Source organism: Rhodococcus sp. KB6 (assembly GCF_001445685.1).
GTDB classification, from domain to species: Bacteria; Actinomycetota; Actinomycetes; order Mycobacteriales; family Mycobacteriaceae; genus Rhodococcus_F; species Rhodococcus_F qingshengii.
Window position 1 is genome coordinate 129,034 of sequence record NZ_LNAK01000122.1, and the last position, 17,198, is coordinate 146,231.

Consider the following 17,198-nt stretch of genomic DNA (forward strand, 5'->3'; position numbering starts at 1 on the left):
TCGGCGCCTCCCTCGGTGGACACAGTGCCCCGGAGCACACCTGATCGATTCGACACGTTACCGTCGGGTCAGAAGTGTTGTCACCGTCTGAATTGGGAGTGCGTGTGTCTGCAGAAGCTGTGGAGAAGAAGGGCCCGCTCGCGGGCATTCGGATCGTGGAATTCGCTGGATTGGGACCGGGCCCGCACGCCGCGACACTGTTGGCGGACATGGGCGCCGACATCGTCATCGTGCAGCGCGCAGGGCAGATTCCGCAGGACTCGAACGCAACCGACCAGATCAAGCGCGGCCGCCGCATCGTCGAGGCCAACCTGAAGGACCCGGCCGACGTCGCGAAAGTGCTCGATCTCCTGGGCCGCGCCGACGTCCTCATCGAGGGTTTCCGCCCCGGCGTCATGGAACGCATGGGACTCGGACCCGACGTGGTCTCGGAGCGCAATCCGCGCCTCGTCTACGCCCGTATGACGGGCTGGGGACAGGAAGGACCGCTCGCCAACGCCGCCGGTCACGACATCAACTACATCTCACTGACCGGTGTCCTCAACGCCATCGGACGCAAGGGTGAACGTCCCGTCCCGCCGCTCAACATGGTCGGCGATTTCGGCGGCGGTTCCATGTTCCTGATCTTCGGCATTCTGTCGGCTCTCGTCGAGCGCTCGACGTCCGGTAAGGGCCAGGTCGTCGACGCGGCAATGGTCGACGGAACCCTCGCGCTCTCCCACATGATGTGGGCATTCCGCGGTCGCGGCGTCTGGTCCGACGAGCGCGGCGTCAATCTCCTCGACACCGGCGCTCCGTTCTACGACACCTACGAGACCTCCGACGGCAAGTACATGGCCGTCGGATCCATCGAACCCCAGTTCTACGCATTGCTGCTCGAGGGCCTCGAACTCGATCCCGCGACGCTCCCTCACCAGATGGACACGTCCAAGTGGGACGACATGAAGAAGCTCTTCACCGAAAAGTTCCTGTCCAAGACTCGCGACGAGTGGGCCAAGATCTTCCTCGGCACCGACGCCTGCGTCTCCCCTGTCCTGACTTTCGCCGAGGCTCCGTCCAACGAACACATCGCGGCTCGCGGTTCGCTCATCGAACTGGACGGCGTCACCCAGCATGCTCCCGCACCGCGCTTCTCGCGCACGCCCACCACGACGCCTGCTGCGCCGGCGCGTGAGGCGACGGATATCGATACGGTCTGGACCTAGGGCCTTCGGCCCCTGTGCGCCTTTTTGGTAGTTACTGCAACCAAAAAGGCGCACGGGGCGTCAGCCCAACCTGTAGAACCTGAACATCTCGTGCTCGATCGGCAGCACGTCCACCCGCTCGAAACCTGCCGCGTTGGCATAGCTTTCGAGTGTCGAGTGCCTCATCACCGTCCCGGTGGCAATGCTTCCCGGATGCGAAAGACTGTCCGGTAAGCAGCAGGTCAGCGAAAATCCGTACAGCAATTGCTCGATCGGACCCGCCTCGGGATCGAACTCATCCGCCGTTCGTTCGTCCATCACGATCACCGGAGCGCCCGGCTGGGCAATCGCCCGAGCCGTGGACAGAAAACCCACCGGATCCGGAACGTCGTGAAGGCACTCGAAAGCGAAGACGGCGTCGTAGGTCCCGGCATCGGCTCGCCCGGCCTCAGGAGCCTGTCCGGCGACGTCGACCAACGAGAAATGCACGCGGTCGTCCACCCCCCGATCATGAGCGTTACGACGGGCAGCGTTCACCGACGCCGCGTCGACGTCGAAGCCGTGCACTTCGATCTTCGGGTATCCGAGGGCGAGCGCGATCGACGACCAGCCCTCCCCCATCCCGAGATCAGCGACCTGCCCGCCGTCCGTAAGTGTGGCGTGCAGGTCGGTGACCACCGGCAGAAACTGCTGACAGAGCTGCTGGAGATACATCGGCCGGTTCAGCAGCGCCTGACCCTCGCGAGCATCGGGGCCCATCGATTCCCACGTGACTCCCCCGCCGTGACGATAAGCGTCGAGTAGACGTGGCATCGACGACGTCGTCGCGACGAACAGCCTCGCCAGCGGCGCCAGGAAAAGTAGGTTCTCGTCGTCGACCAGAACATCGGCGTGGGCCTGCGGCAGGCTGTACCGGCGATCGGCATCCGAATTGACGTCCACATAACCGGCGACGGCCTGCTGCTCGAGCCACTCCCGCGCATATCTTTCGACGGTCCCTGTCCGGTCCGCCAGCTCCGTCGACGTGAGCGGGCCATGATCGCTCAGCGCGCGGTACCAGCCCAACCGGTCGCCCAGATACACGGCCTGCAGCTCCGATGCCCCGAGCGTGGCCGCGAACAATCGTTCTGCGAGCGCTTCCGCCGCACTGGTTCCCGCTGCGCCTGTACCGTCTACCGCCGTCATGCCCTACCTCCTGGTTTCACACCACTTTCAGGGTGTGTACCCAGTTCTCAGACGACGACCATTCGTTGGTCTGCCGTGTCGCGATCCGTCGCGAGAGTGTCGTACGCAGCGGCGATGGACGCAACGCCGCGAATGAGGTCCTCGGGAGAACGTGCGTACGGCACGCGGATGAATCGTTCGAACGCACCTTCTACGCCGAAACGGGGGCCGGCGGCAAGGAGTACGCCGAAGTTGGGTGCCACCGCCGCCAACGCCGTCGAGACGGGCGCGGACATTCGCATCCAGACCGACATTCCGCCGGAACCGATGGTGGGACGCCAGTCCGGCAGATGCTCGGCCACCGCACCGAGGAGTACCGCACGCTGTTCTCGCAGAACTTCGCGACGCTGTTCGAGCAACGAGCGGTCGTCGGCGAGCAAGTAGGCGGCTGCCAACTGATCCATGACGGGAGTACCGAGGTCGACCGCGGCACGCGCCCCCACCAACTGGGTGATGAGCGCGGCATCGGCGCGAATCCAACCGACACGTAGCCCGCCCCACAGCGACTTCGCCGTCGAACCGAGCGTCACCACTTCGGTTTTCGCTGCGCCTCGCCCATGTGAGGCGACCGGCGCCGGCGGTGGTGCGTCGAGCCACAGATCCACCATCGTCTCGTCGACGACCAGAGTCATTCGCGTTTCGTGCGCAATCTTCGCAAGCTCGGCGCGGCCGGAAGAGTCCATGCAGAGGCCGGTCGGGTTGTGAAAGTCGGGGATCAGGTATGCCATTCTGGCAGCGGTTTGCCTTGCTGCACTACGAATCCCGTCGAGATCCCAGGCTCCGGCTGCTGCGAACTCCGGTCGGACCGGAACCGGTACGGGCCGAGCGCCGTTTCGCCGAATCGCTTCCAGCGCATTGGGGTACGTCGGATGATCGACCAGCACTCGCTCGCCGGGTGAGGTGAGCACCGACAGCAACAATCGAAGCGCGTGCTGCGCACCCGAGGTCACCATGATCTGTTCGGCGGTGGTGGGAAGACCCCGCGCCGTGTAGCGCTGCGCGATCACGTCACGCAAGTCGGCGATCCCGACCGGTTCCATCCCGTGCGTGGGCAGGAAGTTCGGAAGTTCCTGCAGCGCAGACGCATACGCCAGTTCGACCTGAGCGGCGGGAGCTGCCATCGCCGCGTAACTGAGGTCGACGACGGGTCCACTCGGCCCGGGTTGATGGGAGCGGAACATCAACCCGTTCGGCCGCGCGCCGGCAGGCAATGCCACGGTGCTTCGCGAACCCTGCCTGCTGATCAGGTACCCCTCGTCGCGCAGCACCGAGTACGACGACGTGATCGTGGTCCGACTGAGTTCGAGTACCGCCGCAAGTTCACGCTCACTCGGCAGTGCGACCCCCAGCGGAACGCGACCGTCGTGCACAAGCAGGCGGATACCGTCGGCGAGCGCACGGTACGCGGGCCTGCGTCCGGACTCTTCCTGCCAGGATCCCAGATCGCGCGCAAGCGAACGGGCACCGAGAACTCGAGTCATCATGCAGTCCAGTATCGACAACTTGGCTATGTAACTCAATACCAGTCGAGTTGATCATATGTCCATGACTACCTTCGCAACCCTGATCGGCATCGGACTCTTCGTGGCACTCGTCTACTTCTTCGCGCCCGCCGAAGGTGAAGGTACATACATTCGGTTGGAGCAGTTTCGCCTGGCAGCACCCCTCGGCGGCATCTTCCACGACAAGACTTCAGACCGCGAGAACGACGCTGTCAGACCCCCGTGCGATTGTGATCAGGGGGAAGAATTCACTGATCTCAGTCCAGTTGCGTAAAACTGGACTCTTTTCGCACTCAGAAAGTCTCCAGAGAGGGTTCCCATGCCGGCTTCCAAAAAGATTCTCTATATCGATCTCGACAACACCTTGGTCAACTTCCAGTCGGGCATCGATCGCCTGACCGACAGCGTCCGAGAGAAGTACAAGAACGACCTCGACGAAGCGCCGCACATCTTCTCTCGCATGGATCCTCTCGACGGCGCTATCGACGCCTACCACCAACTGGCACAACAGTTCGACACCTACATCCTCTCGACAGCGCCGTGGAAGAACGCCACAGCCTGGCACGACAAGGTTCTGTGGGTCCAAGAGCACCTCGGAATGGAGGAAGGCAGCGTCGCGTACAAACGACTGATCCTCTCGCACCACAAGCACCTCAATCGAGGCGACTACCTCGTCGACGACCGCGGAGCAAACGGAGCAGATCGATTCGAGGGTGAGTGGATCAAGTTCGGCAGCACCAAGTTTCCCGACTGGAAGACCGTCACCGCACACTTGTCGAAGCTGGCTTGAAACACGAAATCCCCGCTCATGCTTGCATGAGCGGGGATTTCGAGGGAACGAACTAGCGGACGATCTCGCGCCGGACGATCGTCTCGTCGCGGCCGGGGCCGACACCGATGCAGGAGATGAACGCACCCGAAAGCTCTTCGAGACGAAGCACGTAGTTCTGCGCATTCTGCGGCAGTTCCTCGAAGGTGCGAGCCTCCGAGATGTCTTCCCACCAGCCGGGCATCTCTTCGTAGATGGGCTTGGCGTGGTGAATGTCGCTCTGTGACATCGGCATTTCGTCGTGGCGGACACCGTCCACCTCGTACGCGACACAGATCGGCACGGTGTCGAGGCTGCTCAGCACGTCCAGCTTGGTGAGGAAGTAGTCGGTGATGCCGTTGACGCGCGTCGCGTAACGCGCGATGACAGCGTCGAACCATCCCGTACGACGAGCGCGTCCGGTGGTGACACCGACCTCGCCGCCCTGCTTCGCCAGGTATGCGCCGTGATCGTCGAACAGCTCCGTCGGGAACGGACCGGAACCGACACGCGTCGTGTACGCCTTCAGGATGCCGAGCACTGTGGTGATCTTGGTGGGACCGATTCCCGAACCGACCGCCGCACCACCCGAAGTGGGGTTGGACGAGGTCACGTACGGGTACGTGCCGTGGTCGACGTCAAGCAGAGTGCCCTGCGAACCTTCGAGCAGAACGGTCTCGCCGCGCTCGAGGGCGAGGTTGAGTTCCAGGCGCGTGTCCGAGATGCGGTGCTTGAAACCCTCGGCCTGCGTCAGTACCTCTTCGACGACCTGCTGCGGGTCGAGTGCCTTGCGGTTGTAGATCTTGACCAGCACCTGGTTCTTGAATTCGAGTGCTGCTTCGACCTTCTGGGTCAGGATCTTCTCGTCAAGGACGTCCGCGGCACGGACACCGACACGGGCGATCTTGTCCTGGTAGCACGGGCCGATACCGCGGCCGGTCGTGCCGATCTTCTTCGCTCCCAGGAAGCGTTCGGTGACCTTGTCGATGGCCACGTGGTACGGCATGATCAGGTGCGCATCAGCAGAAAGCAGCAGGCGGGACGTGTCCACGCCGCGCTCTTCCAGGCCTGCCAATTCGGTCAACAACACACCCGGGTCGACGACGACACCGTTACCGATGACGTTGTTGACGGCGGGGGTGAGGATTCCGGACGGGATGAGGTGCAGTGCGAACTTGTCACCGTTCGGCAGAACCACGGTGTGTCCGGCGTTGTTACCGCCCTGGTATCGCACGACCCACTGAAGCTGCTCGCCCAGTAGATCTGTAGCTTTGCCCTTACCTTCGTCGCCCCACTGGGCGCCGATCAGGACGATTGCCGGCATGACGTTGTCTCCTACGGTCGACGTGCAGCAGTTGTCCCGCCGCATTGGTACTGCCTGGCTTCCGCGCACATGATGCAGCGCCGAACTGTTGCAGTGACCGAAGGAGCAGTCTAGCCCAGAGCACCAGACCAGACCTGACGGTCCAGAATTTGGCCGGTGACCATCACGATTGCGAGTCGACACAGACACTCGCACTAAGATCGTCGGCAGTGATTCGGACGGCCATTTCGGGGAAGGGTGGCGAGGTCCCACTACCCGAGAAGAAGTCTTGATCGAGCTAGGAGTGGCTTTGACCCCTGTGGTGCTCAAATGTGGCGATTCGCCGGTTCCACTCCCCCTGGGTGAACTCACGTCGTTCACTGTCCCTGAACTTCCGGAGAAGCAAGACTTCGACGAGGCACTGTCCCAACTGCAGGTCGTGACGGAGCCTCGCTTGATCGTCGTGGGTAACGACGGCGCGTTTGCCGCGGCATTGACGCGGTTGATGCGATTGGAGCGACTCAACGTCGAACTCGCCTACGTCACCGAGAACAGGTCCGACGCAACCGACGCGTACAAACTCGCGACCGGTGCACGAGCTGCGCGCACGGCCTTGAAAGGCACAGTCCACACCGTGCCGCTCATTCGCGACGACGCTGGAATCGCGCTGGTAGGTGCAGCAACTGTCACGGGTCCGGCGGATGCAGACGAACTGATCGGCGAGGCCTACGTCGACGACAACAAGCTGTTCTCCGGCACAGTCCCCGGCATCCGGATAGTGCCGAGCCCCAAGCTCCCCGGGATCAAGGCATCAGTCGACCGCAAGAGCCGCTGGAGCGGGCGACGCTGGCTGGAAGGCCGAGCCATTCAACTGGGCTCGCCGGCAGCGCGACTGGTACGCGACGGGGTGGCCAACCCACGCGATCTGAAGCGTTCGACCTTCTACCGGCACGACAAGACTTGGTTGTTGGTCAGGTGAGAACCGGAGCAGCACGGTCGGCGGTTCGGCCGAGCCCTGTCTTCCTCGGCGTCGTTGCGATCACTGTCATCGCCGGAATCGTCGCTTGGAACTCGACGTGGGGTTCCATCGCGGGCCGCGCGGGTGTTTTTGTCCTCGTGGTTGCCGGCTGGGTGGTCACGCTCTGCTTGCACGAATTCGCGCATGCCTATCTGGCGTGGCGTCATGGAGACACCGACGTCGAGGCTCGTGGCTACCTGACGCTCAACCCGCTCAAGTACAGCCATCCGATGCTCTCGATCGGTCTGCCGGTGCTGTTCATCGCATTGGGCGGCATCGGGCTTCCCGGCGGCGCCGTGTACCTGCGCACCGGGATGTTCCCGCCCAAGGTGCAGGCCCGAATATCGCTCGCCGGTCCGTTCACGAATGCCGTCGCCGCCGTGATCCTCCTCGTCGTCATACGTACGTACGGCTCATCGGCCGAGCATCTGACGTTCTGGGCCGGCCTCAGTTTCCTGGCTTTCTTGCAGGTCATGGCAACAGTTTTGAACCTGCTCCCAGTCCCGGGTCTGGACGGTTACAACGCGCTGGAGCCCTACCTCGCACCCAATACACGGCACCAACTCGACCAGTTCAAGCCGTACGGACTGCTCCTGCTGGTTGCGCTCCTGTTCGTCCCACAGATCAATGTCGTCTTCTTCGACGCGATCTACTGGATCTTCGAATTGAGCGGTGTGTCCGACTACTACGCCATGCTCGGTAACGCCCTCATGCGTTTTTGGACGTGATCGAGTGCGCTGGAGGAGACTCGTGAGAGTCTGACATTTCAGACATTCATTCTTCTTCAGGGGAGCATCGATGATTGCGACGTCATTTCAGTCCGGCGGAGTGGAGTACACCCTCACGCGGGCCGAGATTCGACACGTGGAGGCACTGATCGACTTGCTCGCCGACGACCCGATCGGCAGCACCCGGGAGACGACCAACCCCGAAGCCCGAACGATCTACGAGGACGCGTTCAAGCGAATCGACGAGGATCCGGCTCAACTTCTCGTCACCGTTCTGGTCGGCGACGCGGTAATCGGCACAATGCAATTGACCTTCATTCCGGGTATGAGCCGGATGGGTGCCACGCGACTGCAGATCGAAGCTGTTCGCGTCCACGAGGACTACCGAAGTAAAGGCATCGGCAGTTCGATGATCCGATGGGCCTGCGAAGAAGGTGCCCGGCGCGGCGCGTTCCTGGCGCAGCTCACCTCGGATCAAACTCGCAAGGAAGCTCACGACTTCTACGAGCGACTCGGATTTGTGGCCTCCCATGTCGGGTTCAAGAAGTCACTGAGCTGACGCCCTGCCACAAAACTCCCAAACGCGGGGACTCCCAAACGCGAGCTCGAGCACCGGGGCGTAGAGGTGCCCCGGTGCTCACGTCTTCAGTTGTCGCGATTCACGCCGCTGTGGGTGGGCTGTTCCCGCCGATCGGATGCTGGTGCGGATCGATCGACATCGGCGGATAGAACACCGATTTGCGATCCGGCCCGATCTCCACCCGCCACTCCGTGTGATGCATCGTCCGATGATGATGACCGCACAACAAGATCAGATTGTCGAGATCCGTTGGGCCGCCATCGTTCCAGTGAACAATATGATGGGCATCGCACCACCCCGACGGCGTCCCGCACCCCGGAAACGCACACCCGCCATCCCGAACCGCCAACGCCCGCCGCTGCGGCACCGTCGCGGTCCTTGCTTCTTTGCCGCAGTCGAGCGGAACACCATTCTCATCCAACAAAATCCGCGTCACCGTGCAATCGCACGCCAACATCCGCGCAGTATCGATACTGATCGGACCCACCCAATCCGCCCACGCGAACCCCAACTCCTCAGTGGACGGCAGGAGGTCTTTCAAAGCCTGCAGATCCGTCATGTCTTTCGCGGACACAGTCACCGTGATGTGCGGTTTCACTCCGCCTTCGATCGGACCCAACCCCGCCCGCTCGTACCGCCGCAGTAATTCGCAAAACCCGTCCGCCCGCCGTAATGCCGGCGTACGCGTGTCTTTGACGCCGTCCTTCTCCGGTGTCGGAGCCGACAGGCTCGACAACAACGTCATCAACCGGGCCCCGTTCACAGCATCCAGATCACCCTTCACAGTTACTCTGCCGTACAGGCCTTTCGACGCGTAGAACTCGTTACGCTCCGAATCCTCGCCGACCGGGACGCCGTCCTCGCGCTTGCCGTACTGCTTCTCGATCCGCCGAATCGCCGCCCGCACCGCATCACAATCAGCAATGTTCTTCGACGCCAACCACAACAAGATCCCGCGGGCCTTGTCCACATCCGCCGGCGTCATGTTCTTCGGTGGATGCTGACAAAGCGACGCCACCTGACGGGCTTTCAACGCATCCACGTCACCACGATGAAACGCATCCGCGACAACAGGTTCGAGCATCAACAACCGCGCCAACCCGACCAGCAGACTGCACTCACCGATCTCCAGATTCGTCGACCCATGCAACCACTGCGCGATCGCCCGAAAACCCTTCCCACCGAGAACCTCACGGGAAAACATCTCCACGATCAGCAACACCATCCGCGACTGCAACTCGTGCCGGGCGCGCACCAGATCCAGAACCTCACCCTTGAGGTCCTCGCCATCCAGCTGCCACGCATCCCGACTGTCCATGCTCAAAGTTTAATCGAACATACTTTCGATAACCAGAGACAAACCGGACAACTTCAAGAAGACCTACACTCGAGAGCTGTTGAGATGCATCGCTATTCGCGCAACCGCCGACGCGATTCGTTGACAGAGACCCGCAACTCCCCCAAAGGCACTTCACGACCCGACTCACTGCGCACCTCGACGCGAACGCGCTCACCAGTAGCGTCGTCGGCCACCTCCAACGGTCCACCTTTTCCGCCGTGCAGATACTTGTCGCCCCACTGCATCAGCGCGAGAACCGCCGGCAGCAGGTCACGGCCCTTCTCGGTGAGCACGTACTCGTGCCGCGTCCGCTTTCCAGGCTCCTTGTACGGCACACGCTCGAACAGTCCCGCCTCAGTGAGTTCTTTCAGCCTCGCCGACGCAACCGCCTCGGTGATGCCGACTCGCGACGCGAAGTCGTCGAAACGCGTTGTGCCGTAATAGGCCTCTCGCAGAATGAGCATCGCGGACCTGGTGCCGACCACTTCCATGGCCCGCCCGATCGAACAGTGCGTGGCCCGCCAGGCGTCGCGATCTTCGAGCACTCCGGTCAGTCGTACAGCGTCCATGCAATTCACCATACCCCCTGGCTTGCCATAACCATAGCCAGAGTCTAGATTGCTGACTATGGAACTTCATAGCCAGCCGGTTCGGACCGGACCCCTGCTCGCGATACTGTCGGGGGCGCCGTTTGTCGCCAGCCTCGATCTTTTTGTGGTCAACGTGGCCTTCGGCGACATCGCCAAGAGCTACCCGGGTCACTCGCTCGGCGAGTTCAGTTGGATCCTCAACAGCTACGCGATCGTCTACGCCGCACTGTTGATACCCCTCGGACGCTGGGCGGACAGGATCGGGCACAAGCGCGCCTTCATCGCCGGCCTCGCACTGTTCACCCTCGCCAGCGCCGCCTGTGCCTTCAGCCCGTCCTTGTGGGCACTGGTGGCCTTCCGTATCGTCCAGGCAGTCGGCGCCGCAGCGCTCACCCCGGCCAGCCTCGGGCTTCTGATCAATGCGCTTCCCGCCGCGAAACGTCAATCCGGCGTTCGCATCTGGGCAGCCGCCGGCGCTGCAGCAGCTGCATTCGGCCCTGTCGTGGGCGGCATCCTCGTAGAGGCCTCGTGGCGCTGGGTCTTCCTGATCAATGTTCCAGTGGGCATCGTGTTGCTCTACTTCGCAGTCCGACTCGTACCGGATACAACACACAAGGACCCCGATGCCGGTATCGACTTCGTCGGCGCTGCCCTCCTCACCGTCGGAATCGGCTCTCTCGCGCTGGCACTCGTCCAGGGTCCGGACTGGGGATGGACCGACAATCGCGTTCTGATCGCCTTCGCCGTGGCCACCGTGACACTACTCTCGTTCTGGTGGAGCAACTCTCGTCACCGGACTCCGTTGATTGCTCCGGATCTTCTGAAGATCCGCTCGTTTGCCTGGTCCAACGTCACCGCCATCCTGTTCAGCGCAGCATTCGCCGCGGGTCTTCTCTCGAACATCCTGTGGCTCCAGGAAGCCTGGGGATACTCCGCTCTGCGAACCGGTTTCGCCGTCTCACCGGGTCCGCTTCTCGTTCCGCTGTTCGCCATCGTCGGCGGATCGCTGACGCGCAGGTACTCGGCGGGACGCGTCGCCGCACTCGGCAGCCTTCTGTGGGCAGTCGGAACCGTACTCGTTCTCGTCTCGGTTGATACGACGCCTAACTACGCGACCGGACTCCTACCAGGCTGGATCATCGCCGGGATCGGTGTCGGTCTTGCCCTGCCGACCATTCTGTCGCAGGCCACGGCGGATCTGGCACCTGCCAGATCGGCCACCGGTAGCGCAATCGTCAGCATGAGCCGACAGATCGGAACCGTTCTCGGCGTGAGCGTTCTGATCGCGGTTCTCGGCTCTGCTGTCGACTACGACACCTTCCGCCAGGCCTGGTGGGTGATCTTTGCCGTCGCGCTTGTGTCTGCCCTGGCATCACTGGGAATGACGCCTGCGACCACACCCACCCCGGTTGTCCCTGTTGAATCCGCCATCCCTGAAAGGAATTTGTCATGAGAGACGCAGTTATCGTCGAAGCCGTTCGCACTCCGATCGGCAAGGGAAAGGCGAACGGCGCCCTGCACGGCATCAACGCCGTCGACCTCCTCGCCCACAGCCTCAAGGCGGTAGTCGAACGCACTGGAATCGATGCAGCACTGATCGACGACGTCATCGGTGGAGCGGTAAGCCAAGTCGGTGAACAGAGCCAGAATGTCACTCGCACTGCCCTTCTCGCCGCCGGCTACCCTGAGTCGGTACCGGGAACCACCGTCGACCGACAGTGTGGAAGTAGCCAACAAGCAGTTCATTTTGCCGCTCAGGGCGTCATTGCCGGTGCGTACGACATCGTTGTCGCTGCCGGAGTCGAGTCGATGAGCCGAGTCCCTATGGGCTCGAGCAGCATCGGGCGCGAATCACTCGGCGTGGGTTTCGAAGAGCGCTATCCGGACGGTCTGGTACCGCAGGGCATCAGCGCCGAATTGATCGCTGCCAAGTGGGGACTGAGCCGCACCCAACTCGACGAGTTCTCGGCGTCGAGCCATCGGAAAGCCGCGCTGGCAACCGAGAGTGGTTACTTCACCAAGGAACTCGCCACGCTCCCGCAGCTGTCGGTCGACGAGGCCATCCGCCCCGGCACCACGGTCGAGACCCTGGCCGGCCTACGGACCGCCTTCGAATCCGACTACTACGCACAGCGATTCCCACAGATCGACTGGTCCATCACCGCGGGCAACAGCAGCCCGCTTTCGGACGGCAGTTCGGCGGTGTTGATCACGACCAGTGAGATCGCCGCGAAACTCGGCCTCACCCCGAAGGCACGATTGCACAGCTTCGCAGTTGCCGGCGACGATCCGCTCTACATGCTCACCGCGGTCATCCCGGCTACGCAGAAGGTCCTGGCCCGTGCGGGATTGACGGTCTCGGACATAGATCTGTTCGAGGTCAACGAGGCCTTTGCCCCAGTGGTCCTCTCGTGGGCAGCGGACACCGGCGTCGACCTCTCCAAGGTCAACGTCCACGGCGGCGCCATCGCGCTCGGCCACCCACTGGGCGGCAGCGGAACGCGGATCATGACCACCCTGGTCAACGCGATGGAGCAGCGCGGCGCGCGCTACGGACTCCAGACCATGTGCGAGGCAGGTGGGTTGGCAAACGCGACCATCCTGGAGCGTCTGGGCTGAGCGATCCCCGATGGACGGCATTCCGACATCAGTGACCGAGTGCCGTCCATTCGGGATCCGGCTTGCGCGCAACGACCCGAAACACGATTCCGCCCCGGCCGCTGCGCTGCACCTCGTCGATCAGGAAACCGGCGTTTTCGAGGTATTCAACCGGTTGACGGGTGAGATGATCGGCACCGAACCGAACAAAAAGCGGTTCGACGACCTTCATCAACGTACGAGCAACAACGTTCTTGCTCGGTCCGTGCTCGGCGAGGACGAATCGACCACCGGGTACCAGGACTCGAAATGCTTCGCTCGCAACTCGGTCCGGATCGGGGATCGTGCAAAAGGCGTAGGTCGAGACCAACGTGTCCACGCACTCGTCGGGAACATCGAGTGCTTGCACGTCTCCGAGTCGTAGGTCGACTTCGGTCTTCACTCCTTCGGAGACCTTGAGCCTGGCCTGATCGAGCATCGCAGTCGAGATGTCCACGCCGATGACGTAATCGACGTCGTCTCCGTAGAGAGGCAGGTTCAGTCCGGTACCCACGGCGATCTCGACCACGCGGCCATGCGCCTGGTCCACGGCCCATTTCCGGGCGTCACCGAGCACAAAGCGTTCGAAGCGCCCGATCTGTCGGTCGTAGTGCGCCGCCATTGCGTCGAAAGTCTTGGCGACCTGTGCAGTGTCTGGTTCACGCATAGTGCCCCGTTTCGATCGATCTTCTGTGCAGTCTTACACGCGAGCACCGGGTCGGGAAGACCTTTCGTGACGAAGGGCAACCGACCTCGCGAGGTCGTCCCTGACGGATGCCCCCGGTATCGTTCCAGGTGACCTGACCTCACCTACGACGATCATGGATAGAGACCTCGTGCGATCAAGTAACTGCGTCACCGGTTCGGTCCGGCCACCTTTTTCCACTGATTCCACTGGAGGTCTGTGATGGCCGGCGGACTCTTCGCCCTGCTCGACGACGTCGCAGCCCTGGCTCGCATGGCTGCCGCCTCGATCGACGACGTTGCCGCCGCAACCGGTAAGGCGACCGCCAAAGCGGCCGGCGTGGTGATCGACGACGCAGCCGTCACGCCGCAGTACGTCCGTGGGCTCGCAGCCGAACGCGAGTTGCCCATCATCAAGCGCATCGCCATCGGATCGCTGCGCAACAAGCTGCTGATCATCCTTCCGATCGCTCTGCTGCTGAGTCAGTTCCTCCCCTGGCTGCTGACGCCACTGTTGATGGTCGGCGGCTGTTACCTCAGCTACGAAGCGGTTCACAAGATCTGGGGTGCAATCTTCGGCCACGGTGACCACCACGAGGCCGCTGACGAGCATCCTCGCGACGAAGAAGCAGTGGTTTCGGGCGCCGTCCGCACCGACCTGATCCTGTCCGCCGAGATCATGGTGATCGCACTCAACACCATCGCAGGCGAAGGCTTCTGGAGCCGATTGGTGATCCTTGCCGTCGTGGCGGTCGTCATCACCGTGGTCGTCTACGGCGTCGTCGGACTGATCGTGAAGATGGACGACATCGGATTGAAGATCGCCGAGACGTCGTCTGGCTTCACCCACAAGGTCGGCCGAGGCCTCGTTCGCGGCATGCCTCACGTGATGTCAGTGCTCTCGGTCGTGGGTACCGCCGCGATGCTGTGGGTCGGTGGCCACATCCTGTTGGTCGGCATCGACGAACTGGGCTTCCACCCGCTCTACGACGCCGTTCATCACGGCGAAGAAGCAGTCAGTGACATCGCCGGAGTCGGTGGCGTGCTGGCGTGGATCGTCAACACACTTGCCTCGGCAGCACTGGGCCTGGTGGTTGGCGCCGTTATCGTCGCCGCTCAACTGGGTATCACCCGCATGCTCGCAAAGCGTTCTGCGACGGCTTAGCTGTCGTGCCCGTGGCGGAGCACCATCTGCTCCGCCACGGTGCGTATCCCTTCACGCAAAGACGAGGGTACGAGCACCTCGACGTCGGCTCCCAGCCCGATCAACTGGGAGAGCGCGACATCTTCGCTCTCGAGTTTCAGCTCGGCACTCACCCATCCGTCGTCGTCCTCGGGCCCCACTCCGACGGCAGCGGCAAGCTCGCCCACCACATCGGGGAGCCTGCGCCTCCCCTCGGGCGACAACCGCACCCGGCAGTCGAAGCGAAGCAGCGACCGGTCGAACTCGGCCATCGACGCCGCCCACCACGACGGCAGGTCGAAATCCGCCGGCCGAGTGAACGAATCATCTTCTACCACGGCATTTTTGATGCGCCCGACTCGAAACGACAGCGTTCGACCGTTCATCCCCGCCACCAGATACCAAACACCGGCTTTGATGACCAGACCCAGCGGATCGACCGTCCGCTCGCGATCGCGATAGGCGAAGCGCAGTCGACGCGAGTCCAGCACAGCGGATGTGACGATCGGAAGCGCAGAGATGTCGTCGACGCCGCCGAACCAACCCGGAACGTCCACGAGAATGCGGTCCTGCCACAGTCGTGCACTCTCGCGCAGGGGACCGGGCAGGGAGCGGAGCAGTTTGGCCCCCGCCGAACCGACGGCGTCGGATCGCCCGAGATCTGCAGCGATGGACGGCACACCCAACAGCATGAGTGCGGACGTCTCGTCGTCCGTCATGCCGGACAACTTGGACTGCCATCCGTCGAGCAGACGGATGCCACCACCAGGGCCGCTCTCGGTCCAGATCGGCACACCGGCAGCCGACAACGAGGCCACGTCGCGGTAGATCGTCCGCACTGACACACCGAACTCGTCGGCCAACTGCTCGGCGACGACGCCGCGACTCCCCTGCAAACGCAGCATGAGTTGGAGCAACCGCGCGGATCTCATGGACCGAACATTACCGAGAATCACTGACAGAAGTTGTCAGGAATAGCGGTGCACAATGACCGTCATGGTCACTTGGAAGCAGTTCTCCGAAGAAGTACCCGCTCTTGCCGTCGCGGTCCAAGCACGATTCAAAGCCCACAAGCATCACGTCCTCGCAACGCTGCGCAAGGACGGTTCACCGCGGGTCAGCGGCACCGAAGTCGAAATCCTCGACGGGCGTCTGGTGCTCGGTTCGATGTTCGGCGCACTCAAGGCGAAGGATCTCATCCGTGACGGGCGCTACGCCCTCCACAGCAATCCCGGTGAGCACACCATGGAGGGCGGCGATGCGAAGATCGCCGGACTCGCACGCGAGGTGACCGGCGACGAGTTCGAAGCCGTGCTCGCGAGCTACACCTACGAGGTTCCGAAACCACTGCACCTCTTTGTCCTCGACATCGACGAGGTGGTGCACACGACGGTCGACGACGAGCACATGTACGTCGATCTCTGGAAGCCAGGCAAGGAGATCACCCGCTTCACCAAGTGACGTTCTTCTCGCAATGCTCGCCGTTGGCACACGATTCCACCTGAACGGTGGCGTGGGAAAGACCGTGACTCTCGAGGACGGTGCGCGCGGATTCCAGAACGTTCGACGAATTCGCGTCACTGGTCAGGTGGACCGTCGCGACATCCATGCCGGTGGTGAGCGTCCAGACGTGTAGGTCGTGAACACCCATCACGCTCGGCAGCGCCGCCAGGTCGGCCTCGACTGCTTCGACGTCGACGTCGGCCGGCGACGCCTGCGTCAGAATGCGCAGCGATGCTGCGGCCAGTTTGATCGCGCGCGGCACCACCCAGAGCGAGATGAGAACACCGACGACGACGTCTGCCCACGTCCAGTTGAACAGCAGGACAAGGCCACCGGCGATCAGAACGCCGACGCTACCGACGGCGTCGGCAAGCACTTCGAGGTAGGCGCCACGCACGGCCAGGCTGTCCTTGGAATCGCCGCGCAGCATCAGCATCACGACGATGTTCGCGGCCAGGCCGGCGGCCGCCGTGATGATCAGGGCGCCGCCCGGGATCTCGGGTTCGTTACCGATGCGGCCGATTGCCTCGTAGAAGACCCAGGCGGCGACGGCCAGCAGCATCACCGCATTGGCCATGGCGGTCAGCACTTCGGCGCGGTGCCAACCGAAGGTCCTGGCCGCGGTGGCGCTGCCCCTCTTCGCGAGCAGCAGCGCCGTCAGTCCCATGGCCATACCCACCACGTCTGTGAGCATGTGACCGGCGTCGGCAAGCAGAGCCAACGAGTTGATCAGGATGCCGACCGTGGCCTCGAGTACGAGGAACGCAACGAGGATCGCAAGCGCGATCGCCATTTTTCTGATGCGTTGCGGTGACGGTCCTACGCCGACCGAATCTGCTGCCGAGTGGCCATGTGAATGACCGTGCCCTGCTCCCATTTGTCCTGTTCCCTCCCAAGTCCTTCTCAGAGCATATG

The 17,198-nt window shown here is 62.7% G+C and carries 18 protein-coding genes; 10 read left to right on the plus strand and 8 right to left on the minus strand.

Annotated elements, in window-relative coordinates:
- The first annotated feature begins 104 nt into the window (after positions 1-104).
- Positions 105-1,205, plus strand: coding sequence for a CaiB/BaiF CoA-transferase family protein (locus tag ASU23_RS19315; protein ID WP_042924245.1), 1,101 nt, complete (start codon positions 105-107; stop codon positions 1,203-1,205).
- A gap of 60 nt (positions 1,206-1,265) precedes the next feature.
- On the opposite strand, the gene ASU23_RS19320 is transcribed toward ASU23_RS19315, so the two are convergent.
- Positions 1,266-2,369, minus strand: a complete 1,104-nt coding sequence (locus ASU23_RS19320) for a bifunctional 2-polyprenyl-6-hydroxyphenol methylase/3-demethylubiquinol 3-O-methyltransferase UbiG (protein ID WP_058038533.1) — start codon at positions 2,367-2,369, stop codon at positions 1,266-1,268.
- Positions 2,370-2,416: 47 nt separating this feature from the next.
- Positions 2,417-3,892 (minus strand): PLP-dependent aminotransferase family protein, encoded by a 1,476-nt coding sequence (locus ASU23_RS19325; protein ID WP_019749471.1) that lies wholly within the window; start codon positions 3,890-3,892, stop codon positions 2,417-2,419.
- A gap of 61 nt (positions 3,893-3,953) precedes the next feature.
- Here ASU23_RS19325 and ASU23_RS19330 point away from each other — a divergent pair, with 61 nt between their 5' ends.
- Positions 3,954-4,184: a hypothetical protein gene (locus ASU23_RS19330; RefSeq protein ID WP_003944349.1), complete on the plus strand. Its 231-nt coding sequence runs from the start codon at positions 3,954-3,956 to the stop codon at positions 4,182-4,184.
- Between the two features lie 45 nt (positions 4,185-4,229).
- The gene (locus tag ASU23_RS19335) at positions 4,230-4,700 is read left to right on the plus strand and encodes a hypothetical protein (protein WP_054826000.1); all 471 of its coding nucleotides are present in this window, start codon (positions 4,230-4,232) and stop codon (positions 4,698-4,700) included.
- A gap of 52 nt (positions 4,701-4,752) precedes the next feature.
- On the opposite strand, the gene ASU23_RS19340 is transcribed toward ASU23_RS19335, so the two are convergent.
- The gene (locus tag ASU23_RS19340; RefSeq protein ID WP_003944351.1) at positions 4,753-6,042 is read right to left on the minus strand and encodes an adenylosuccinate synthase; all 1,290 of its coding nucleotides are present in this window, start codon (positions 6,040-6,042) and stop codon (positions 4,753-4,755) included.
- 283 nt (positions 6,043-6,325) lie between these two features.
- Here ASU23_RS19340 and ASU23_RS19345 point away from each other — a divergent pair, with 283 nt between their 5' ends.
- The 3 genes from ASU23_RS19345 to ASU23_RS19355 all read left to right on the plus strand — a co-directional run bounded on the left by ASU23_RS19345 (position 6,326) and on the right by ASU23_RS19355 (position 8,326).
- Positions 6,326-7,000, plus strand: a complete 675-nt coding sequence (locus tag ASU23_RS19345; protein ID WP_080961056.1) for a hypothetical protein — start codon at positions 6,326-6,328, stop codon at positions 6,998-7,000.
- On the plus strand, positions 6,997-7,767 hold the full coding sequence (locus tag ASU23_RS19350) for a site-2 protease family protein (RefSeq protein ID WP_003944319.1): 771 nt from the start codon (positions 6,997-6,999) through the stop codon (positions 7,765-7,767). The genes ASU23_RS19345 and ASU23_RS19350 overlap by 4 nt, the downstream gene beginning before the upstream one ends.
- A gap of 70 nt (positions 7,768-7,837) precedes the next feature.
- The gene (locus ASU23_RS19355; protein WP_007726792.1) at positions 7,838-8,326 is read left to right on the plus strand and encodes a GNAT family N-acetyltransferase; all 489 of its coding nucleotides are present in this window, start codon (positions 7,838-7,840) and stop codon (positions 8,324-8,326) included.
- A gap of 100 nt (positions 8,327-8,426) precedes the next feature.
- On the opposite strand, the gene ASU23_RS19360 is transcribed toward ASU23_RS19355, so the two are convergent.
- Entirely contained in the window at positions 8,427-9,665 is a 1,239-nt protein-coding gene (locus ASU23_RS19360) for an HNH endonuclease signature motif containing protein (protein ID WP_058038534.1), read from the minus strand.
- 92 nt (positions 9,666-9,757) lie between these two features.
- Positions 9,758-10,255 carry a helix-turn-helix domain-containing protein gene (locus ASU23_RS19365; protein ID WP_003944415.1) on the minus strand — a complete coding sequence of 166 codons (498 nt, stop codon included), beginning with the start codon at positions 10,253-10,255 and terminating at the stop codon, positions 9,758-9,760.
- 58 nt (positions 10,256-10,313) lie between these two features.
- Here ASU23_RS19365 and ASU23_RS19370 point away from each other — a divergent pair, with 58 nt between their 5' ends.
- Positions 10,314-11,729, plus strand: coding sequence for an MFS transporter (locus tag ASU23_RS19370; protein WP_058038535.1), 1,416 nt, complete (start codon positions 10,314-10,316; stop codon positions 11,727-11,729).
- Complete coding sequence (locus tag ASU23_RS19375) at positions 11,726-12,895, plus strand: thiolase family protein (protein ID WP_058038536.1); 1,170 nt, start codon at positions 11,726-11,728, stop codon at positions 12,893-12,895. Before ASU23_RS19370 ends, ASU23_RS19375 begins: the two co-directional genes overlap by 4 nt.
- A gap of 28 nt (positions 12,896-12,923) precedes the next feature.
- Here ASU23_RS19375 and ASU23_RS19380 read toward each other — a convergent pair whose 3' ends face one another.
- Positions 12,924-13,580, minus strand: a complete 657-nt coding sequence (locus ASU23_RS19380) for a class I SAM-dependent methyltransferase (protein ID WP_058038537.1) — start codon at positions 13,578-13,580, stop codon at positions 12,924-12,926.
- A 240-nt stretch (positions 13,581-13,820) separates the two neighbouring features.
- Between ASU23_RS19380 and ASU23_RS19385 the strand changes: the two genes are divergently transcribed.
- Complete coding sequence (locus tag ASU23_RS19385; RefSeq protein WP_007726787.1) at positions 13,821-14,762, plus strand: DUF808 domain-containing protein; 942 nt, start codon at positions 13,821-13,823, stop codon at positions 14,760-14,762.
- On the opposite strand, the gene ASU23_RS19390 is transcribed toward ASU23_RS19385, so the two are convergent.
- Positions 14,759-15,712: a YafY family protein gene (locus ASU23_RS19390; RefSeq protein ID WP_058038538.1), complete on the minus strand. Its 954-nt coding sequence runs from the start codon at positions 15,710-15,712 to the stop codon at positions 14,759-14,761. The genes ASU23_RS19385 and ASU23_RS19390 overlap by 4 nt on opposite strands.
- A 64-nt stretch (positions 15,713-15,776) precedes the next feature.
- Between ASU23_RS19390 and ASU23_RS19395 the strand changes: the two genes are divergently transcribed.
- Positions 15,777-16,241 carry a pyridoxamine 5'-phosphate oxidase family protein gene (locus ASU23_RS19395; RefSeq protein WP_054826589.1) on the plus strand — a complete coding sequence of 155 codons (465 nt, stop codon included), beginning with the start codon at positions 15,777-15,779 and terminating at the stop codon, positions 16,239-16,241.
- Here the strand turns inward: ASU23_RS19395 and ASU23_RS19400 are convergent.
- Positions 16,231-17,160: a cation diffusion facilitator family transporter gene (locus ASU23_RS19400; RefSeq protein WP_058038539.1), complete on the minus strand. Its 930-nt coding sequence runs from the start codon at positions 17,158-17,160 to the stop codon at positions 16,231-16,233. The two genes, ASU23_RS19395 and ASU23_RS19400, sit on opposite strands and share 11 nt — an antisense overlap.
- Positions 17,161-17,198: the final 38 nt, after the last annotated feature.

Excerpts from the sequence above, each read along its gene's own strand:
- ASU23_RS19320 (WP_058038533.1), bottom strand. The coding sequence starts at position 2,369 with ATGACGGCGGTAGACGGTACAGGCGCAGCGGGAACCAGTGCGGCGGAA.
- ASU23_RS19325 (WP_019749471.1), bottom strand. The coding sequence starts at position 3,892 with ATGATGACTCGAGTTCTCGGTGCCCGTTCGCTTGCGCGCGATCTGGGA.
- ASU23_RS19330 (WP_003944349.1), top strand. The coding sequence starts at position 3,954 with ATGACTACCTTCGCAACCCTGATCGGCATCGGACTCTTCGTGGCACTC.
- ASU23_RS19335 (WP_054826000.1), top strand. The coding sequence starts at position 4,230 with ATGCCGGCTTCCAAAAAGATTCTCTATATCGATCTCGACAACACCTTG.
- ASU23_RS19340 (WP_003944351.1), bottom strand. The coding sequence starts at position 6,042 with ATGCCGGCAATCGTCCTGATCGGCGCCCAGTGGGGCGACGAAGGTAAG.
- ASU23_RS19355 (WP_007726792.1), top strand. The coding sequence starts at position 7,838 with ATGATTGCGACGTCATTTCAGTCCGGCGGAGTGGAGTACACCCTCACG.
- ASU23_RS19360 (WP_058038534.1), bottom strand. The coding sequence starts at position 9,665 with ATGGACAGTCGGGATGCGTGGCAGCTGGATGGCGAGGACCTCAAGGGT.
- ASU23_RS19365 (WP_003944415.1), bottom strand. The coding sequence starts at position 10,255 with ATGGACGCTGTACGACTGACCGGAGTGCTCGAAGATCGCGACGCCTGG.
- ASU23_RS19370 (WP_058038535.1), top strand. The coding sequence starts at position 10,314 with ATGGAACTTCATAGCCAGCCGGTTCGGACCGGACCCCTGCTCGCGATA.
- ASU23_RS19375 (WP_058038536.1), top strand. The coding sequence starts at position 11,726 with ATGAGAGACGCAGTTATCGTCGAAGCCGTTCGCACTCCGATCGGCAAG.
- ASU23_RS19380 (WP_058038537.1), bottom strand. The coding sequence starts at position 13,580 with ATGCGTGAACCAGACACTGCACAGGTCGCCAAGACTTTCGACGCAATG.
- ASU23_RS19385 (WP_007726787.1), top strand. The coding sequence starts at position 13,821 with ATGGCCGGCGGACTCTTCGCCCTGCTCGACGACGTCGCAGCCCTGGCT.
- ASU23_RS19390 (WP_058038538.1), bottom strand. The coding sequence starts at position 15,712 with ATGAGATCCGCGCGGTTGCTCCAACTCATGCTGCGTTTGCAGGGGAGT.
- ASU23_RS19395 (WP_054826589.1), top strand. The coding sequence starts at position 15,777 with ATGGTCACTTGGAAGCAGTTCTCCGAAGAAGTACCCGCTCTTGCCGTC.
- ASU23_RS19400 (WP_058038539.1), bottom strand. The coding sequence starts at position 17,160 with ATGGGAGCAGGGCACGGTCATTCACATGGCCACTCGGCAGCAGATTCG.